Raw genomic sequence first — 17,764 nt, 5'->3', positions numbered from 1 at the left:
TCGAAATGGCATTCAGTGCTCTCCCCAGGGCGGTGTGGCTATACACCCTCATCCAATCGCTGGCGGTAAGCGTTGGTACCATGATGGTGATTGTCGGCGGCGTACTGGGTGCAGCACTGGCTCCTGAGCCAGCCTATGCGACCCTGCCCGTTGCGGTGATGATATCGGGCACTGCATTGAGCGTACTTCCCATCACTCGACTCATGCGCCGTTTTGGTCGCAGGCCCATATTCTTCGCTGTCACAGTCGTGGCGGTGTTTGCCTCGTTGTTAGCGGCGCAGGCGGCTAGTGATCTGAGCTTTGCCCTGTTTTGCACTGCCGCCCTGGGTTTTGGCTGTGCATTGGCGGGCATTCAGCAACTGCGTTTTGCCGCGATGGAGGCAGTATCAATCGACTTGATGCCCAAGGCGGCCTCTACGGTGCTACTCGGGGGATTAGCGGCAGCCATTATTGGACCTGAGCTGGCGACGAGTGGTAGAGATTTAATTGGGGCCGAGTTTGTCGGTACGTTTTTGTTGATGGCAGGCATTTGTGGCGTCTGCACTTTGCTGTTTTTGTTCACGCCAACATCCCGAGCACAGGCGAGTGAGATATCGGGTGATGTTCGCTCCCTTCGGGATATGATTCGCAGCCCCACACTCGTCATGGCCATCGTTGCTGCAGTCGGTGGCTACGGTTTGATGAGTTTCATCATGACGGCTACGCCAGTGCATATGCATGTGTACGAAGGCCATAGCTTGGATCACACCAAACTGGTCATCCAAAGCCATGTTCTGGCGATGTTTCTGCCGTCGTTTTTCAGTGGCTGGCTGATCAGTCGGTGGGGGGCTGCCAAGGTAATACGGCTGGGCCTGCTGGCCTATGCGTTGACAGTGATATTAGCCTTAACGGGGAGTGCGATTCTCAACTATTGGACGGCGCTTGTACTGCTGGGCATAGGCTGGAACTTCTTGTTCCTGGCCGGCACCACTTTGTTGCCAACGACTTACGCTCCGGCAGAACGATTCAAAGTACAGGGTCTCAATGAAATGCTGGTGTTTGGCTTTCAAGCCACGGCCGCCTTGTCTGCGGGGGCGGTGCTGCACTGGCTGGGCTGGCAAAACCTGTTGCTGGCCTGCATACCTCTAATCCTGTCGCTGGTACTGACCCTGATCTGGTGGCAAAAGTCCCAAGACGCCACAGGATCCACTAGGGTCTAGTGACGAACGGGCCGTTGCTGCCGCTGCTATTTGCAATTCAGTCTCGACCCAGCGCGGTGCGAGCCGCGCCGCCTTCTGCCGAGACTGATGATTCCATGCCGTGGGCTTCGAAAGCCCCGCAATAGCGAGGCTTCCTGGGACTGTTTACGCTTCTGTAAGCAATCAGTCCAGACGGACACCCTCGACATGCGGAGCGCCGGCCGCTACCAGCGCCTCGCCCAGCTCCTTCATTGAAGACGTTGCGCTATCCAGACGTTCGCGGACTGATGCCATAGCCTTATTGGCAAGGGCCAGTTCCCGTCGGCCCGTGTCTGTAGGTCCGTATAGAGAACGGTAGATAGTACGTTCTACGTTGAACAGACGCTGCGAGATAGTAGGTCGAGTTTTCTCGCCGACTTCTACTTTGGCTGGGTTGCCCTTCACCTCGGCATTGAGTGCGTGAAGCGTTTCACGCAGTTGATGCAAGCTTGCGTCAAGTTCACCGGCATCCGCTCGAGAGCTCGACAATGCTTTGCCCATCGCGTCGACGCGTGTAATAGCTCCGGACAATTCAAGATCAAGCTTTGACGCTTCTCGGGTGGCATCTTCCCAAGCCCGCCAGAACGCGGCGACGTCTGCATCGGAGGCCCCAGGCAGTGCACCCTGATACAGACGCTCTACCTCAAACTCCACCGGCTCATCGAGCTGGCTGACCTGTCCGTCGACACGCTTGTAGAGGGTCGCCGTGTAGCTGCCCGGTGCAGCCATGAGACCTCGAGATGGCTCATGCTCGTCTCCCTCACTGAGTCCGATTACTTTGGGAGCAGGGTAGCGTAGATCCCAAGCGATGCGATGGAAGCCCTTGTCCTTCGGCCCTTCAATGCGACGCACTACGTTCCCTTGGGAATCCTTCACTATGACCATAACCGTGGGCTCGGCTTGAATCGCCTCTTTAGCTACAGCTTCCCACCCTGGGAACTGGATATCTTTCCCGGCCGTTTCAAGGGGTTCCTCAGCGGCCATGCGCGTCTCGCTTAGCGTCTTCAGCCCGTCGCTCAGATGGTACGTAAAAGTGGCACCGAACTCTGGGTTGGGCGCGACATAGTGCGATGCCCCTTGCGAGCCCTTGAGGTCATCGAAATCAAGATCGGATCGTGGGATGTACAGCCAAGCCTTACGCGTTGAATAAAGCGAGCCTTCCTGCTCCAGCGATGCTTCACTGACTTCGCGCAGTACGCTGTAATCATCGAGTACGAAAAACCCGCGACCGAAGGACGCGCCGACCAGGTCGTTCTCTCTGCGTTGAATCGCCAGATCCCTAAAGCTGATGGTGGGAACGCCGCCCTCGAGTTCGATCCAGTTGTCTCCGGCGTCGATAGAAAAGAACACGCCAAACTCGGTCGCTGCGAACAACAGCTCCGGCTTCTCGTGGTCTTGCACCATGCGCCAGACCAGGTGACGCTCAGGGAGGTCATCGCTGATGGATTCCCAGCTGCGTCCGCGGTTGGTGCTCTTCACCAGATAGGGGCTGTAGTCACCGTACTTGTGGTTGTCGAGCGAGACGTACACGGTATCGGGGTCGTGGAGATCAGCTTTGATGTCGTTGATAAATGCGCGATCGGGAACACCCATACGGCTCACCTCGACGCTGCGCCAGCTCTCACCGCCATCCTCGGTCACCTGTAACAGGCCGTCGTCCGTCCCAGCGTAGATGAGTCCCTCCACCAGCGGAGACTCAGATAGCGAGGTAATGGAGTTGTAGTTGGACATTGCCCAAAGGTCCCACGACGAATCCCAGCTCTGCTGGCGGCCCATAATCGGCAGCTCAAGGCGCTCCTCGTTGCGGGTAAGGTCGCCGGAGATCGCGCGCCAGCTGTCGCCGCGATTGTCCGAGCGCCAAACTCGCTGGCTCGCGAAGTAGATGCGTGCAGGGTCGTGAGGACTGACGTGGATCGGCGCATCCCAATTGAAGCGTTCGTAATCCTCGCCCTCGTCTGCTTGCGGTTGGATATCAACAACTTCACCGGTGGTCATGTCGATACGTGACAGAGCGCCTTCCTGTCGTTCGGCATAGACGATATCCGGATTGCCGGGTTCCGTAGCCGGGGCATGTCCATCCCAGTTCAGCACCAGACTCCAGTCCGCATTGCGGATGCCGTTCACGCTGTCGGTGCGCGAGGGGCCGCCCTGGGTACCATTGTCCTGAGTACCGCTATAGATGTTGTAGAAGGGTTCGGCATCATCCAAAGCCAGCTTGTAGAACTGGGTAATGGGCAGGTTCGGCATATAGCGCCAGTTCTCAGCCAGATCAAAGCTCTCGTAGACGCCACCATCTGTGCCCAGCAATAGGTAATCCGGATCGCTGAGCTTGAAAGCCAGCGCATGGTTGTCGCCATGGCGGTGCTGACGATTCACAGGGCCCCAGGTTATGCCGCCATCGAGGGACTGTTTCATGGATGCATCCATCATATAAAGATGATCAAAGCGATGCGGTGACGCGTAGAGCTCAACGTAGTAATGCGGGCCCGTACCGCCGGAAATCACCTCGGACTGCTGCGTCCAGGACTCTCCGCCGTCAAGTGACTTCCAGGTGCCGCCCTTGCGGCGATTCAGTTCGATAGCTGCGTAGACAATATCCGGCTGCTGGGGTGATATCGCGAGGCCGATCTTGCCCATCTTGCCCTCGGGTAGTCCCTCGGAAAGCTTCTTCCAGGTATCGCCGCCGTCTTCACTGCGATAGATAGCGGATTTCGCACCGCCGTCCATCAAAGTTGCCACGGTGCGATGATGTTGCCAGGTCGCCGCGTAGACCCGCTCGGGGTTTCGGGGGTCGATAGCAATGTCGGTTACGCCCGTGAACTCCTCATCGCCGAGGGTTTTGGTCCAGGTCTGCCCACCGTCAGTCGACTTGTAGAATCCGCGATCGCCACCGGGGCTCCATAAAGGCCCCTGCGCCGCCACATAAACGACATCCGAGTTCTCTGGGTGGACGATGATCTCACCAATGTGCTGAGAATCTTCGAGGCCCATGTTCGTCCAGTTCTTGCCGCCATCGGTGGACTTGTAGATGCCGTCTCCAAATGCGAAGTGCCGGCCACCGCCGTGCTCCCCCGTTCCTACCCAGACTGTGCTGCTGTTATTGGAGTCCAGTGCCACGGCGCCGATGGAGTAGGAGCCTTCGTCGTCAAAAACCGGCTCGAAGGTGGTGCCGGCGTTAACGGTTTTCCACACGCCGCCCGAACCCACTGCCACGTACCAGGTGTTCTCATCTTCCGGGTGTATGGCGAGATCCGCGATGCGTCCGGATCTAACCGCGGGTCCAATGTTGCGTAAGGTCAGTCCTTCAAAGGTGGCCTCGGAAAGAAGTGCTTCGTCGTTGTCGGCGGCAATGGTAGTGCCGGTACAAACAAGGCCTAGGGTCAGTGCGATTGTGGACGTGATGGTCCGAACGGTTCTCATGATGAGTCGCCTTTTCGAAAGTTTGGATAGGGTGGATATTCGCATAATACGGATGGTCGAGCTATGGAGCACTTTGTTCATTCGCGTATCCGGCACAACAAACAGCGTGCCCAATCGCGCCGAGGAAGTCGTATCGAGGCCAAAGTGACACTGAAGATGAAGAAGACTTTCCCCCGGCAACTCCCGAAGAGTCAGGCGCCTTTACTTTTTAGGTGAACATTCGAACCACTAAAAAAAGCACCGACGGCGCAATAAGACAGCCGACGCCTGTATAAAACGTCGCTGTCATCGCGCCGTAGGGTACGAGTTTAGGGTCTGTAGCCGCGAGTCCCGCTGCGACGCCACTGGTAGTACCCATGAGGCCGCCGTAGATCATGGCTGAGTAAGGGTTGTTAAGGCCGATGCGTCCTGCCACCAGCGGTGTACCAATCATCACGAGAATAGATTTGATCAGCCCGGCCGCCACACTGAGTGCGATGACGTCTGAACCGGCACCGAGCGCGGTGCCCGTGACGGGGCCGACTATGTAAGTTGCGGCGCCCGCGCCAATCGTGGTGATCGACACGGCGTCCGAATACCCAAACGCCACCGCAGTCACGGCGCCAACGGAAAAGGACAGCACGACGCCGATTACGACGGAGATACCGCCTATGAGGCCGGCCTTCTTAAGCTCATCGAGGTGCGCGCCAAACGCCGTAGCGATGATCGCGAAATCCCGGAACATTGCGCCGCCCATTATTGCAAACCCCGCAAATAGCGGGACGTCTGCTATTCCCCGTGTTCCGCCCGTGTAGCGACCTCCGATGTAGGCAAGGATCAGGCCGACGGCAATAGCAATGGCAGACCCATGGATATGACCGCGGGTGAGTTTGTCCGAAAGAAAGTAGGAGGCCCAGACGAGGATGGCCACGACCAGGAACGCGGTGATCAGTGCGTTTTTTGTCATCACCGCAGCGAGGGTTTCAGCGATCACGGGGGCTCCCCAAACGAGTCATGACGGGGATCAACAAAAAGCTCGCTATCACCGCCGCGGTGCCCGCGGCGATTGCGAGCCAGCCACTGGATAGAGCTGCGATGACATTCTGTTTAGCGGCCATGGCCACAACAATAGGGATATACATGGCGTTCCAGAAGTTGATGCCGCTCTCTGTGGGCAGGCTCATCTTCAGACCGCGGTCATGCAGATTCGATAGCAAAATCAGTAGCAGCATGGCGATGCCCACACCGCCTACATTGGCCTGAACCCCAATGAGTTTTCCCAGAAGGTCGCCCGCAAAGACCCCGACAAGCATGCAGAAGGAGAGTAAGCCGACTCCATAAATCACCATACGCTTTGCTCGTTTGCGGGTTGTACCCCAGTGGACTTAGGTTAGCATGCAAGAAGACTCAAGCTCGGATCCAGCTACTATGAATCACAATCTGTACGCGCACTTTGCGAGCCGATTTCAGGGGGCTGAGGACAGCCCATTGCTGGTGACCAATGATGGGCGGAGCTATAGCTTTTCTGAGATTGATCACCGCACCGCGCAGATCGCTGACGTCCTTGCAGGCCTGGGTGTCCGCGCGGGTGACCGGGTATCGGTCCAGGTAGAAAAATCGCCCGCAGCCCTGTGTCTGTATTTCGCTTGTCTGCGAACGGGAGCGGTCTATCAGCCACTTAATCTCGGTTATCGACGCGCGGAGATCGAGTACTTCATAGGCAATGCAGAGCCGACACTGATCGTTTGCGACAGCGTTAGTGAAGCTGAGATGCGGGCAATTGCCCAAAAAGCCGGTACTGGGCATGTACTCACGCTGAATGGTGATGGCAGCGGTTCTCTGGCAGAGGCTGCCGACGCAATGGCAGGTGACTTCGACATCCTGCCGTGCGAGGCGGATGACCTGGCCGCGTTGTTGTATTCGTCGGGTACCACGGGCGTGCCCAAAGGAATCATGCTGACTCACGGCAACCTGCTGGCGAACGGACAAACCCTGATCGAAGCCTGGGGGTTTAGTGCCAAGGACCGCCTGCTCCACGCATTGCCTATCTTTCATGTACACGGCCTGTTTGTGGCAGTGAGTTGCGTCATGCTGAGCGGCGCGAGCATGCGCTGGCTTCCCAGTTACGATGCGAAAGATGTTATGCAACACCTGCCAGAATGTACGGTGTTTATGGGCGTGCCGACCTACTACACGCGCCTGCTTGCCGAGTCGGACTTTTCTTCTGATACCTGTGCCGCAATGCGGCTGTTTGTTTCGGGCTCGGCGCCGCTCCTTGAGGAGACCTTTCACGCGTTTGACGAGCGCACGGGCCACCGCATTCTCGAGCGTTACGGTATGACCGAAACCAATATGAATTCTTCAAATCCGCTTGCCGGTGAGCGCCGACCCGGCACTGTGGGATTGCCACTGCCGGGGGTTGAGATTCGTATCGTCGATGGTGAGGGGCAGATCGTGCCTAGTGATGAAACCGGTCATCTTCAGGTGCGGGGCCCCAATGTATTTGCCGGTTACTGGAGAATGCCGGAGAAGGCCGCCGAGGATTTTACGAGTGACGGCTTTTTCAATACGGGCGACCTCGGAAAGATCGACGCGGACGGTTATGTCGCTATCGTTGGACGCAACAAAGACCTGGTGATCACCGGAGGGCTTAACGTCTATCCAAAGGAGGTCGAGCTGTTTGTCGACGATCTCCCCGGTGTGAAGGAGTCAGCCGTGATCGGCGTACCTCATGCAGACTTTGGTGAGGCAGTAGTAGCGGTTGTGGTTCTTGCGACTGACGATGCAAACAACGAGGCCGATATCATTGCCGCTTGTCGGGAAGAGCTCGCTGCTTTTAAGACGCCGAAGCGCGTCGTGTTCGTGGATGAGTTGCCGCGCAATAGCATGGCGAAAGTGCAGAAGAATGTTTTGCGCGAGACTTATGCACAGTTACTTAGCTGATCAGCGACCGCGCGCCTGATGCCAGGAAAGGCTACAAACCAACGCCGCGAAGAAGCTGGAGAGGGCAACCGTGCCCCACCAGCCGCTACGGTCGTAAGCGATCGCGCCCGTCCAGCTGCCAAGACCGCCGCCTAGAAACATGAGCGTTATATATAAGGTCATTAGCCTTGTACGCACTGCCCGCGGCGTATTGAGGCTTGTCATGCGGCCCGTGACGTCAACCATGGGTCCCACGGTGCTCATTACCGCGATGGGCAATAGCAGGAACAACCAGTTAATCGACGCTAGCCCCAGAGTGAGAATCCCGAGAAAATTGATGCTGGCCACGCGTAAGCGCGCTCGCTCGGCACCAAGACGATCCGCCCAACGACCCAGGCGGGGTGTGACCAGTAGACCCAGCGCAGAGAATGCTGCCAAATAGCCGACGGTATCGGTGCCGAGGTTGAGCTCTGCGCCCGTCAGATGCAGGCCGATGCCCAGCCAGCAGCTAAGGAAAGCCGCGAACCCCAAACCCTGAATGACGCCCGAGACCATAACTCGCGGGTGCGTCTTAGCCAGCAAAACAAGAGAGCCCAAGAGCTGGCTATAGCTTTCCCTGTTTGCTTTTCCCGGTGGTTCATCCGTATCCATTAGCATCGGCAGCACAATCATAGAGAGCCCCATAAGCACCGCCGCCATCCAGTAAACACTGCGCCAGCCGAGGAACTCGGCCATGGCGCCGGATGTCACTCGAGAAAGCTGTACACCGGCAATGACGCCGGTGGTCAGGACTGCGGTCACAAAGCCAAGGCGCTTCCCGGGCACCCGTTTGGAGGTATAGGCGGGTAGGAGATAGGGTGTAATGGTAAAGAACCCCAAGAGGCTTGAGGCGGCAAGGAACAACCCAAAGTCCTTTACCGAAGCCATGAGAGTCAACGCCGCGACTTGTGCCGCGATACACAAGACCGCGAGGCGTCGATTGCTCATGCGGTCCCCCAGGGGCAGGAGAAACAGCACGCCAAGAGCCAGGGCAATCTGATTAAGAGCAGGCACCAGCCCCACCAGTGCGTAGCTCACCTCAAAGCTGTCCGCCACGGGCCCGATAATGGGATGGATATAGTAGGCATTAGCGGTGACGATGGCACCGGCTGCCGCAAGGAGAACTACCTCGCGGGTACCGAGCTGTCGGGGATTACTGTCGTTCAGAGGGGAGTATCCGTTGGGAGATGGCCCGCCATCATAGGGCGACGCTACCGCGATGGTAAGCCCTTCTTGCTAACCCACAGCTGTTGACTGCATTGCGATCTACGCTCAAGAGCTTCAGAATTTGCGCTGCCGGAAGATGGGCCTATTTGGTGATCGTTCAAGTTTATAGACCGGCGATTACCGGTGGTCGACGTTACTCGAGCTGTTAGGATCAAACGAAATTGAATATCTCGCGAGGGAAAGAGATGAACCTGTTGCAAACAATGGCGCTGCTGTTACTGCTGCTTATGACGACGATTTGCCAGGCTGCAGAGGTTCGTCTCAAGGATGGCACGGTTGTCTATGGGACCATTCTGAGCATGCAAGACGGTGATGACCTGGTCATCGATACGAGCTTTATGGATGCCGTGACTATCGAATGGGATGCTGTTGTGAGCATTAAGGACACGCAGGTCGTGGAGATTGAGCTATTCGACGGGCAGCGGTAATTTGGAAAAGTTTCTGTTGACGAAAACGTTTTACTCGTCGATGACGGCGAGAGCCTCACAACAGATCGCAATTCGGTATTTGCTATCTCAGAGGTTAACGAGACGTTCCAGGAGCGCCTCAGTGCCTATACCGATCTTGGATCAAACTTTGTTCGTGGCAACAGCGAGGTAACGCAGTTCAGTTTGGGTGCAGGCGTAGGCTACGAAACCACGCAATATGAGGCCGCGCTACGCGCGTCATCTATTATTAACGAGCAGACCGATGCAGTAGATACGCGGCGTTTTACGCTCAATGCGGATTATGGCTACAACCTCCGCAACGGCTGGCAGGCCCTGGGCTATTACCAGTTCGAATCGGATGAACAGCAGGGGCTGGATGGGCGTTCGCTCATAGGTGCTGGTATTGGGAAACGGCTGATCAATATGCGTCGCCATCGATTTGAGGCGCTGGCTGGTCTGGCCCTCAACGTCGAAGAATTTGATTCCACGCCGCGCAACGAATCGGCAGAAGCTTTTTTTGGTGCCAGCTATCAGCTGCGCTGGCGGGTAGACGCGGATTTGGGCTTTAGGGTCTACCCGAGTCTGGAAGAGAGCGATCGAATTCGTACCGAGCTCAACGGGAGCGTCAGCATGGACGTCTTTTCGGACCTCGACTTCAAAGTAACTTTTTATGATCGCTACGATAGCCAGCCTCCCCAGGACAACAAAAGCAGCGATACCGGGCTGACTGTGGGGCTTAGCTGGGAGTACTAATACCTAGCTGGATATACGACATACATGTCGCCTGAATAGAAGCAACTGACAGCACCGATGGTGCCATGTTTGCTTGCAAGTAGTGGCACAATGGGCGGGTACGAAATTTCGCGACGAGAAACTACACCACCATGACCGTTCAAGCATTCAAGAGACTTGCAGTACTGCTGCTCAGCTCCGCCTTACTTTGCTCATGCTCAGAAGATATTTCTGGCCTGGAGGAGGCCTCCCGCGCGCAAGAAGCCGATTCGCAAGAGCTCAATGCCACGGTAGTTACAGCGCCAGATGACTCGGCGACAGACGCCGAAACCGGCAGTGCAGTCGCAGCGGCAGAAGAGGTAGTAGCTACGCCTGAGATCCCAGAGTCGACGCGTCAGCGTCGTTGGGTGGGCGATCTGGACACCATGATCGAAAATCGCGTGGTTCGTGTACTCACCGTTTACGGCCCCGGGCGCTTCCATTTAGAAAATGGTCGAGGTCGAGGTATCGTCGCAGAGACAGTCGCGCGGCTCGAAGAGCATTTGAACAAGGATCCGGAACGCAAGCACATCAAGGTTTTTACCATTGTCATCCCCGTAGCGCGTGATCAGTTGATCCCAGCCCTGCTTGACGGGCGTGGCGATGTGATTTCTGCGGGTCTGACCATTACCCCTGAGCGACAAGAGCTGGTAGATTTTACTATCCCCACCAGCAAGCCCCTCAATGAAATACTGGTCACGGGACCCAGTGCCCCAAAGATCAATTCCCTGGATGATCTGGCGGGTAAAACCGTGTACCTGCGAGAAAGCAGTAGCTACCGAGAAAGTGTTGAAGATCTGAGTCGTCGTTTGGAAGCTCAGGGGCAAGCAGCGATCACCATCGAAATCATGCCCGGCTCCCTGGAGGACGATGATCTCATCGAAATGGTGAACGCAGGCTTGCTTCCCTGGGCGGTAGTGGATGACTACAAACCCCAGCTCTGGGACGACGTGTTTACAGATTTGGTGGTGCGCAATGACCTGGTTTTTCGAGAAGGCGGACGCACGGGATGGGCTATGCGCAAAGACAGTCCTCTGCTCAAAGCCACGCTGGATGAGTTCCTCAAAGATAACCGCGCGGGGACTTTGCACGGCAATATCTTAATAAACCGCTACATTCGGGATTTTGATTGGGCGGGCAATGCACTGAGCGATGAAGACTACAAACGGTTCAATGATCTTCAGCACTTGTTTCAGAAGTACGGAGAGCGCTACGAGATTGAATATCTTTTTGCTGCAGCGCAGGGCTATCAGGAGTCCCGACTGGATCAAAGCGTGCGCAGCCATGCCGGCGCCGTAGGTGTCATGCAGCTACTCCCGGCAACTGCCGAAGACAAGAGCGTGGGAATTCCGGACATCGACAACGTGGAATCCAATATTCATGCCGGCATCAAGTACATGGACTATCTTCGGGATCGCTATTTTTCCGACCCTGAGATAACGACTATCAATCAATCGCTGTTGGCACTGGGTGCGTACAACGCGGGCCCCGCACGGATGATCCGTATGCGCGCGAAAGCCCGCGAGAAAGGCTATGACCCAAATGTCTGGTTTGACAACGTAGAACTGGTCGCCGCTGAGGAAATTGGCCGGGAAACGGTCCAGTACGTCTCAAATATTTATCGCTACTACCTGACCTATCGCATGGTGGCAAAACAGGAACTTGCACGTGCGGAAGCGCGCCGAGCTGCGGGAATCAGCGAAGCTCTGGATCCATAGTTAGATTAGGGTGCGAGGTCAAAGCAGACCCCGATAAAAAAGCCGCTGCTAACATCGAAATTTATTCGATGATCACAGCGGCTTGCGAGCCAGGACTAAAGGTAGCCCTGGCCGGTCCGAGTTTGTTTTACAGCTCGATGTCTACAGAGTAGGAGACGACGACTTTGTACTCGTCGTTGTCATAACCGCCATCAGCAGCCGGCCCTGTCACGTTTGTATCGGTGAACATGAAGCCAAAGCCACCCTTTGACAGGCTAATGTTGTAGTCGTAATACCCGCTGTCAGAACCATTGAAGGCTTCTGCGAAGTCGCCGTCGTGATAACCGACGTGCAGGCCAATGCCAATGCCATCACCGACCTCAAAGCCGTAGTCGGCTGAAACGTAGTAAGTGCCGCCGGCACCAAAGTCCTGGCCCACGCCTTCATCGGCTTCGGTGTTTGTAAGCACGTATGCAGAAGCACTGAATCCACCGATACCAACCGTGGCATAAACCTCACCAAAGTCGAAGTTGGCTTCTTCATCGTAGTTGTAATAGAGGTAACCTACGTCCCAGCTGACAGCGCCAGTGTCGAAGGAGTAGCCCGCGTAGATATCGTGCTCGTAGGAGTACACGTCCGATGGACCGTAGTTGACGTTAGATACCCAGGTGCCAACGTAAAAGCCGCTATCGGTGGCGTAATCGATACCACCCTGAACGGCAGAATTGTTTTCTGTCTGGGTTAGTCCCCGCCAAATGTAGTTGTTGGTGACAGAGGCATTAGCGCTCAGTTCTCCAGCATATGTCGGTGCGGCGAGTGCACAGCCGGTCAGTGCGATCAGCGCGGCAAAACGCTTAAGATTTTGCATGTTCTGCATGAAATTCCTCTCTACCCTAAAAAGTTGTTTTCGGAGCGATGCAATGGCCTTTTCGTCGGGCCGTATCGCATTCGCCGAGCGGTATTCAGCAAGAACCAGACCAACAGTGAAAAACTCTCTAATTAAGTCACTTTGTCCACTAAAAGCGCTGCTACACAGCGGTGCGTTAACAGATAAAAATCCAGTGGAAGTCGTCTTGTGGAGCGCGGCGCACCTTTCTGGTGCGTTGCAGTTGCCCAGACGGGGTGAAAAACTTTCCAGTGTCTCGGCTATACTGAAAGTCTTTGTTTAGTTAGCAACGGACACTTTTTATGCGATCTTTCTCCGCCCTTACACTGAGTGCTCTTCTATTTGCTCCATTGACTGTGGCGGCGGACCCTTGCCCCGATGTGGTCAGGGATACCGTGGCCGAAATGCGAGCAGGAGCCGATGGCTGGTGGAGCCAGGATGCGGAAAATCTCATTCGAGCAGCGGCAGGGTCTGCCTGCATAAAAGCGCAATCGGGACGTTATGGCAGCGCGGCCCAGACCCCAAATACAGAAAGCCAGACTTTGAGTGAAACCGCTGTGTCGGAGCAGGTCGTGAGCACCGTAGACGACGGTGGCTCCAAAGACTCGGGTAAATCTACAGAAGAAAGTGCTACCGGTAGCGATGCGAAGGAGGAAGGAAGCTGGAGCTTGGGTGGTCTGACCTTTAGCGGTATGTCAGGGTCTCCGGGGCAAAAGCCCTATGAGCGTCGACGTCAGACAAAAGAAGATGAGGGCTCCTGAGTCCAGCTCTTAGCGCGCTGAAACCGGGCGCGGCCCGGTTTCAGCTTATTGCCTGTCGTGGTTTGCCTATTGCGCCATTGACCCTGGCGGAAACCCTTCAAGTATTTCGTTGACGATTTCGGTGATGGTTTCGTCAGGGTTGCGGAGCATGCTGTCCGTAATGCGCTTTGTTGCTACGCCGTGCCATGCCGGTTTGTGCTCGGCTACATCGTATATATCAATAGCCAGAGTGCCTTCGGTGTACTGCTGTACATCGACATTAGATCCCCCGCCATAACCGCCTCCGTAGTAAGGGGCGCCCCAACCCCAGCCACCGTAATAGGGACGGTAGGGCTCTGGGTAGCTATTAACCTTGATCTTGTCTCGCGCACCCGAGGTGAATCCAATGGCGAAATCGGCTGCCTCGGCGTCAGCTGTCAGAGTGAAACCCTTCGCATTCATAGTGTCTTCGGTAATGCGCATTAGCCGGCCTTCGAAAAGAGGCGAGCCTGGAGGAGAGCCCTCTGCACGCATCAGCGGGTGATCACTTATAAAGGCAAATGTTCTATAGCCACTGAAATCGACGCTGCTGTCGTAGTCGATGACCGGTGGATTAGAACTGCAGCCTACAACGGCGGCGGTAACGCTGAGGATGAGTGCCCGGAAAACATTTTTCATTAGTGCAAACTCTGAAGTTGGTTGGGCGAAAGCTAAGTGACCGCTACACGATAGCATGCTCGGGTACTTGCGAAAATGTGCCGTGGCCAACTTCAGCCGCACAAGCGTGCTCAGGATTGATGCGTACACCGGCAGAAAATACTCATCGCAGTGCGGCACAAAAAAGGAGCTGCAAAGTCTTTGTGCGCTGGTCAGAACTGCCAGCTACTGCATCATGCTCTTACAGGGATCTTCCCGGTCCACAGCGTCCGCTATCAGCCTGATGTCATAGAGCTGTATCTCGCTGGTCTCTGAGTCCTGCGCGTGCTTTTCCAGCTGGCCTACGCTGATCACTGTCGTGTTGGGTGCTGCTCTTGCAAGGGCCGCAGGAATACCCCAATCCTTCCGAGCATGCCCTGTACCGGTGATCACCACTACCGGTCCTTTTGTGTGCTCCAGTGCTTCAAGAGAGGTTTGGGCAAATGAGGCATCGCGCAGGCGCTGCGCTTCGACCATGCCCGCGAGCAATGAAGTCGGCAGCATATTGCAATGCACTTCCTGCTGATGCCTTTCCCGGGCCGTTTGCTGATTGTTGGGCAGAGGACTGACTAGACCAAACGCCGCGGGGTCTCCGTCGAAAACTGTCGCAGCGTTCTCGCTTACAGCTTCTCGGACACGCTCCTTGGCTAACGCCATGCCATAGACGCGTGCGCCACCCGTGGCTTCGAAAACCGGGTGATAGAGCTCCCAATCAGGCCAGCCGCTCTGCTGCCAATTGAGGGCATCGCGCAGGGCGTCGCCACGATCTGACATGCTGTTAGCAACCGCTGCCTGCTCGGGTGTCAGCATTTCAAAGACAACGGCTGTAGGGCGCAGTTCGCGAAGGTAAGCGGCCTGCGTTAGATGGTGCTGCGGATTGTCGTGTACCTCGCCCAGAATGATGATTTGAGCGTTGGGCGGAATGCTTGAAAGTGGGGCTGGCGTTTCGCCAAGCCCACTACAGGCAACAAGCGCTGGCAGCAGCGCGATTAGTACAGCTTTGATGGAGTGCTCCCCATCAACGTTTTATTTGGGGACCCACCCATTACACCAGCCCGCCGCATGTACACGCTTGCCCGCGAATATTGGGCAGGCTCCGTATTCGTCATCAGCTGCTTGATACAGGGAGCAAGTGGTGCACTGCTGCTGGGCGCCATCAGCCCCCGCCTTTTTTGTCCACTTCGCGGTATCAACGGTCGTATGATCTGCCGCGTAGCCCATGGCGACAGCGATGCCATCGTCTTCGGTTACGATTTCCTGAGCGTGACTAAAGCGAGCGATCAAGAGGCCGGAACCGGCAGCGATTGAAGTCTTCAAAAAGTTGCGGCGATTGAGATTGTTCACAGTGGATTCTCCGTAAGTGTGTATCGGTACTACATACGGTATGGATGGTAGACTTGGGTCACTGCTGTCCACTTTTTGTCCAGCAGGCTCGCACCAGTTTGGTGCGCATGAGAATTATTCGCGTTTGTGGTGGTTCCGCGTATTGCGCAATCACAGTCTGCTACTGACCGTGGAATTGGTGTAATCGAATCCTTAGAAGTTCAGGCGGTTGCAGCGTGAGGGCAGAGTAAAGATCCCTCGATGAGGGGGAAGGGACGTTACAGCCGATACCAGATCAGGCAACTTGCGCCACTTGGGAAAAAGCCCCGGCCGAAGCCGGGCAATCCATGTGCTTAAAATTACTTGTTGTTGACTTAAAACTTCACCGTCAAACGAGCACCCATCACACGACCCTCGTCCATGAAGTAGGTGTGGCTTCCCGCAAGTATGGGTGTGTCAAAGCCCTGCTGCAGAGCTGCCTCATCAAAGATGTTGCGGCCGAAGGCCATGATTTCCCAACGGTCGCCAACAAAGCCCAGTCGTACGTTAACCTTTGTGTAGCCTTCCATGAGATCCACAGGGTCGTTGTCACCGGTGGAGTTGAAGTCATCCCGGTAGTTGATATCCGCGCCACCGAAGAAGTCCATGCCAAGCAGTGGGCGACGATAATTAATAAAGAGTGAGCTGCTGTACTCAGAGGAGTACAAAGTTTGCTCACCCGAGAGGTCGTTGCTGGTTGCGGCCCCTTGAGTACCACATGCCGGATCTGCGTCGAGCTGAATGGCCGTGCAGGGCCCATGCCACGGAAGCACCGCGGTGCTGGCTCGCAATTGCTCATTGATCGCTTAGCGGAATATCCCAAAGCGTAGCCTTTCGCTCTGTGTCATGGCTTACCTTGGCTGCAATCGGTATCTTGTAGCCGAGCTTGGCACTGATGAGACTTTATGAAGAACGCATTGATCCTTTCGGGCGGCGGTGCTCGTGCTGCTTATCAGGTGGGAGTTTTAAAGGCGGTTGCACAGCTGTTGCCAAGCGGCGCCAAGAACCCCTTCTCTGTTATCTGCGGAACCTCTGCCGGTGCAATCAATGCCGTAACGCTTGCAGCCTATGACGGCAGCTTTGCCGACGCTATCGAGGCGCTTGAGTCTGTGTGGATGGACCTCACGCCGGAGCAGGTGTATCGCGTTGGATGGGGCGCCATGGCCGGCAGCGGTGGGCGCCTGATGTTATCGCTTGTAAATCGTGGTGTGGGCGTAGGTAACCCCGTGGCACTTTTGGATAACTCACCGCTGCGAGGACTGATAGAGCGCACGATTAACTTTGAGCAAATTGATCGCGCCATCGCCCGGGGAGACCTGGACGCTGTCTGCGTGACCGCAACGGGTTATCAGTCAGGCAGGTCCATGTGCTTCTACCAGGCGAATGCTGCGATCACAGATTGGTCCCGGTACCGACGCAGCGGCCGTCGCACTTTGCTCAACACGGATCATCTGATGGCTTCATCGGCGATTCCCACGATGTTTCCTGCCACGCGTATCGAGTATGAATACTTTGGCGATGGCGCGGTCCGCCAACTTGCGCCCTTAAGCCCTGCTCTTCATCTGGGTGCAGATCGTTTGTTCATTGTGGGCGTAAGTGCCAACCGTGAGCGACCTCAGACTGATGCCACACCCAAGGCCGCTCACTCGCCCTCGGTGGCCCAGATCATCGGGCATCTTCTTAACAGCGCATTCATCGATAGTCTCGAGAGCGATATAGAGCGACTTGACCGAATCAACAATCTACTTGTGTCTCTGCCTCCGGATGCTCAGGCGAGTCTGCCAAAGCTCAGATACATCGAGCGGCAGCTCATATCGCCGTCCGAGGAACTGGATGTGTTGGCGGCGGATAACACCGACTCCCTGCACTCCAGTATTCGGTTTTTGCTCCGTGTGACGGGTGGCTCCGAAAGTGGCGCGGGTTCGACGGCGGCCTCTTACCTACTGTTTGCGAAACCCTTCGTTGAGTCCCTTATTGCCTTGGGTTATCGCGACGCGATGTGGCAGAAAAACGATATCGCGGCTTTTCTGGGTGTGGTGCTTACGAACTGAGCACTGGCTATTCGAAGCAGTATCGCGATCGTAAACGGCGTTGATTGATGCGCGAATGAGGCAAGCAGAAACGGCGTTTACTTTGTTCATTGCCACGGTTAGCATCCAAGACACCATCACGCGTCACAGCCAACGTCCCGACAAGGTTTTGCAGTGTCTGTGAGCATTGCCGTCGGTCCCCCGGACACTGTTATGAATAAGTATCTAGCGATTATCGATTTAAAGACTCTCGCACTGAGCGTCGTTTGCGTGATCGTCACTTGTGAAGAGTTTTGGAGAAGTAAAAGGAAGATGCTTTATACGTTTAACGTCTATGTCCCCTGGTAGAT

At 55.8% G+C, this 17,764-nt stretch carries 16 protein-coding genes; 7 read left to right on the top strand and 9 right to left on the bottom strand.

Annotated features, from left to right (window positions below; genetic code table 11):
- The first annotated feature begins 5 nt into the window (after positions 1-5).
- A complete protein-coding gene (locus ACTG39_RS00810) occupies positions 6-1,199 on the top strand; it encodes an MFS transporter (protein WP_439105610.1) in 1,194 nt (397 codons plus the stop codon).
- Between the two features lie 162 nt (positions 1,200-1,361).
- On the opposite strand, the gene ACTG39_RS00805 is transcribed toward ACTG39_RS00810, so the two are convergent.
- From ACTG39_RS00805 to madL, 3 genes are all read right to left on the bottom strand, one after another.
- Entirely contained in the window at positions 1,362-4,637 is a 3,276-nt protein-coding gene (locus tag ACTG39_RS00805) for a VPS10 domain-containing protein (RefSeq protein ID WP_439105609.1), read from the bottom strand.
- A 208-nt stretch (positions 4,638-4,845) separates the two neighbouring features.
- Positions 4,846-5,610, bottom strand: coding sequence for a malonate transporter subunit MadM (madM, locus tag ACTG39_RS00800; protein WP_439105608.1), 765 nt, complete (start codon positions 5,608-5,610; stop codon positions 4,846-4,848).
- A complete protein-coding gene (gene madL / locus ACTG39_RS00795; protein WP_439105607.1) occupies positions 5,600-5,965 on the bottom strand; it encodes a malonate transporter subunit MadL in 366 nt (121 codons plus the stop codon). The genes madM and madL overlap by 11 nt, the downstream gene beginning before the upstream one ends.
- Before the next feature lie 79 nt (positions 5,966-6,044).
- Here madL and ACTG39_RS00790 point away from each other — a divergent pair, with 79 nt between their 5' ends.
- Positions 6,045-7,559, top strand: coding sequence for a malonate--CoA ligase (locus ACTG39_RS00790; protein ID WP_439105606.1), 1,515 nt, complete (start codon positions 6,045-6,047; stop codon positions 7,557-7,559).
- On the opposite strand, the gene ACTG39_RS00785 is transcribed toward ACTG39_RS00790, so the two are convergent.
- Positions 7,560-8,744: an MFS transporter gene (locus tag ACTG39_RS00785; protein WP_439105676.1), complete on the bottom strand. Its 1,185-nt coding sequence runs from the start codon at positions 8,742-8,744 to the stop codon at positions 7,560-7,562.
- 245 nt (positions 8,745-8,989) lie between these two features.
- On the opposite strand from ACTG39_RS00785, the gene ACTG39_RS00780 reads away from it, so the two are divergent.
- The 3 genes from ACTG39_RS00780 to ACTG39_RS00770 all read left to right on the top strand — a co-directional run bounded on the left by ACTG39_RS00780 (position 8,990) and on the right by ACTG39_RS00770 (position 11,721).
- Positions 8,990-9,232, top strand: a complete 243-nt coding sequence (locus ACTG39_RS00780) for a hypothetical protein (protein WP_439105605.1) — start codon at positions 8,990-8,992, stop codon at positions 9,230-9,232.
- A gap of 84 nt (positions 9,233-9,316) precedes the next feature.
- The gene (locus tag ACTG39_RS00775; protein WP_439105675.1) at positions 9,317-9,985 is read left to right on the top strand and encodes a DUF481 domain-containing protein; all 669 of its coding nucleotides are present in this window, start codon (positions 9,317-9,319) and stop codon (positions 9,983-9,985) included.
- Between the two features lie 131 nt (positions 9,986-10,116).
- A complete protein-coding gene (locus ACTG39_RS00770; RefSeq protein ID WP_439105604.1) occupies positions 10,117-11,721 on the top strand; it encodes a transglycosylase SLT domain-containing protein in 1,605 nt (534 codons plus the stop codon).
- 127 nt (positions 11,722-11,848) lie between these two features.
- Here the strand turns inward: ACTG39_RS00770 and ACTG39_RS00765 are convergent, their stop codons facing one another.
- A complete protein-coding gene (locus ACTG39_RS00765) occupies positions 11,849-12,577 on the bottom strand; it encodes a TorF family putative porin (RefSeq protein WP_439105603.1) in 729 nt (242 codons plus the stop codon).
- A 311-nt stretch (positions 12,578-12,888) separates the two neighbouring features.
- Here ACTG39_RS00765 and ACTG39_RS00760 point away from each other — a divergent pair, with 311 nt between their 5' ends.
- On the top strand, positions 12,889-13,347 hold the full coding sequence (locus tag ACTG39_RS00760; RefSeq protein ID WP_439105602.1) for a hypothetical protein: 459 nt from the start codon (positions 12,889-12,891) through the stop codon (positions 13,345-13,347).
- Between the two features lie 66 nt (positions 13,348-13,413).
- Here ACTG39_RS00760 and ACTG39_RS00755 read toward each other — a convergent pair whose 3' ends face one another.
- The 4 genes from ACTG39_RS00755 to ACTG39_RS00740 all read right to left on the bottom strand — a co-directional run bounded on the left by ACTG39_RS00755 (position 13,414) and on the right by ACTG39_RS00740 (position 16,175).
- Positions 13,414-14,004 carry a DUF4136 domain-containing protein gene (locus ACTG39_RS00755; protein ID WP_439105601.1) on the bottom strand — a complete coding sequence of 197 codons (591 nt, stop codon included), beginning with the start codon at positions 14,002-14,004 and terminating at the stop codon, positions 13,414-13,416.
- A 204-nt stretch (positions 14,005-14,208) separates the two neighbouring features.
- Positions 14,209-14,925 (bottom strand): ChaN family lipoprotein, encoded by a 717-nt coding sequence (locus tag ACTG39_RS00750; protein WP_439105674.1) that lies wholly within the window; start codon positions 14,923-14,925, stop codon positions 14,209-14,211.
- A 123-nt stretch (positions 14,926-15,048) separates the two neighbouring features.
- On the bottom strand, positions 15,049-15,366 hold the full coding sequence (locus ACTG39_RS00745; protein ID WP_439105600.1) for a high-potential iron-sulfur protein: 318 nt from the start codon (positions 15,364-15,366) through the stop codon (positions 15,049-15,051).
- Positions 15,367-15,719: 353 nt separating this feature from the next.
- On the bottom strand, positions 15,720-16,175 hold the full coding sequence (locus ACTG39_RS00740; protein ID WP_439105599.1) for a hypothetical protein: 456 nt from the start codon (positions 16,173-16,175) through the stop codon (positions 15,720-15,722).
- A 114-nt stretch (positions 16,176-16,289) separates the two neighbouring features.
- Between ACTG39_RS00740 and ACTG39_RS00735 the strand changes: the two genes are divergently transcribed.
- Positions 16,290-17,435, top strand: coding sequence for a patatin-like phospholipase family protein (locus tag ACTG39_RS00735; RefSeq protein ID WP_439105598.1), 1,146 nt, complete (start codon positions 16,290-16,292; stop codon positions 17,433-17,435).
- The last annotated feature ends 329 nt before the right edge of the window (positions 17,436-17,764 follow it).

The sequence above is a fragment of the Congregibacter sp. genome, from assembly GCF_965662665.1.
Classification (GTDB): Bacteria; Pseudomonadota; Gammaproteobacteria; order Pseudomonadales; family Halieaceae; genus Congregibacter.
Note: the sequence above shows the minus strand (reverse complement) of the source record. Positions and strands in the feature narration are given on the sequence as shown.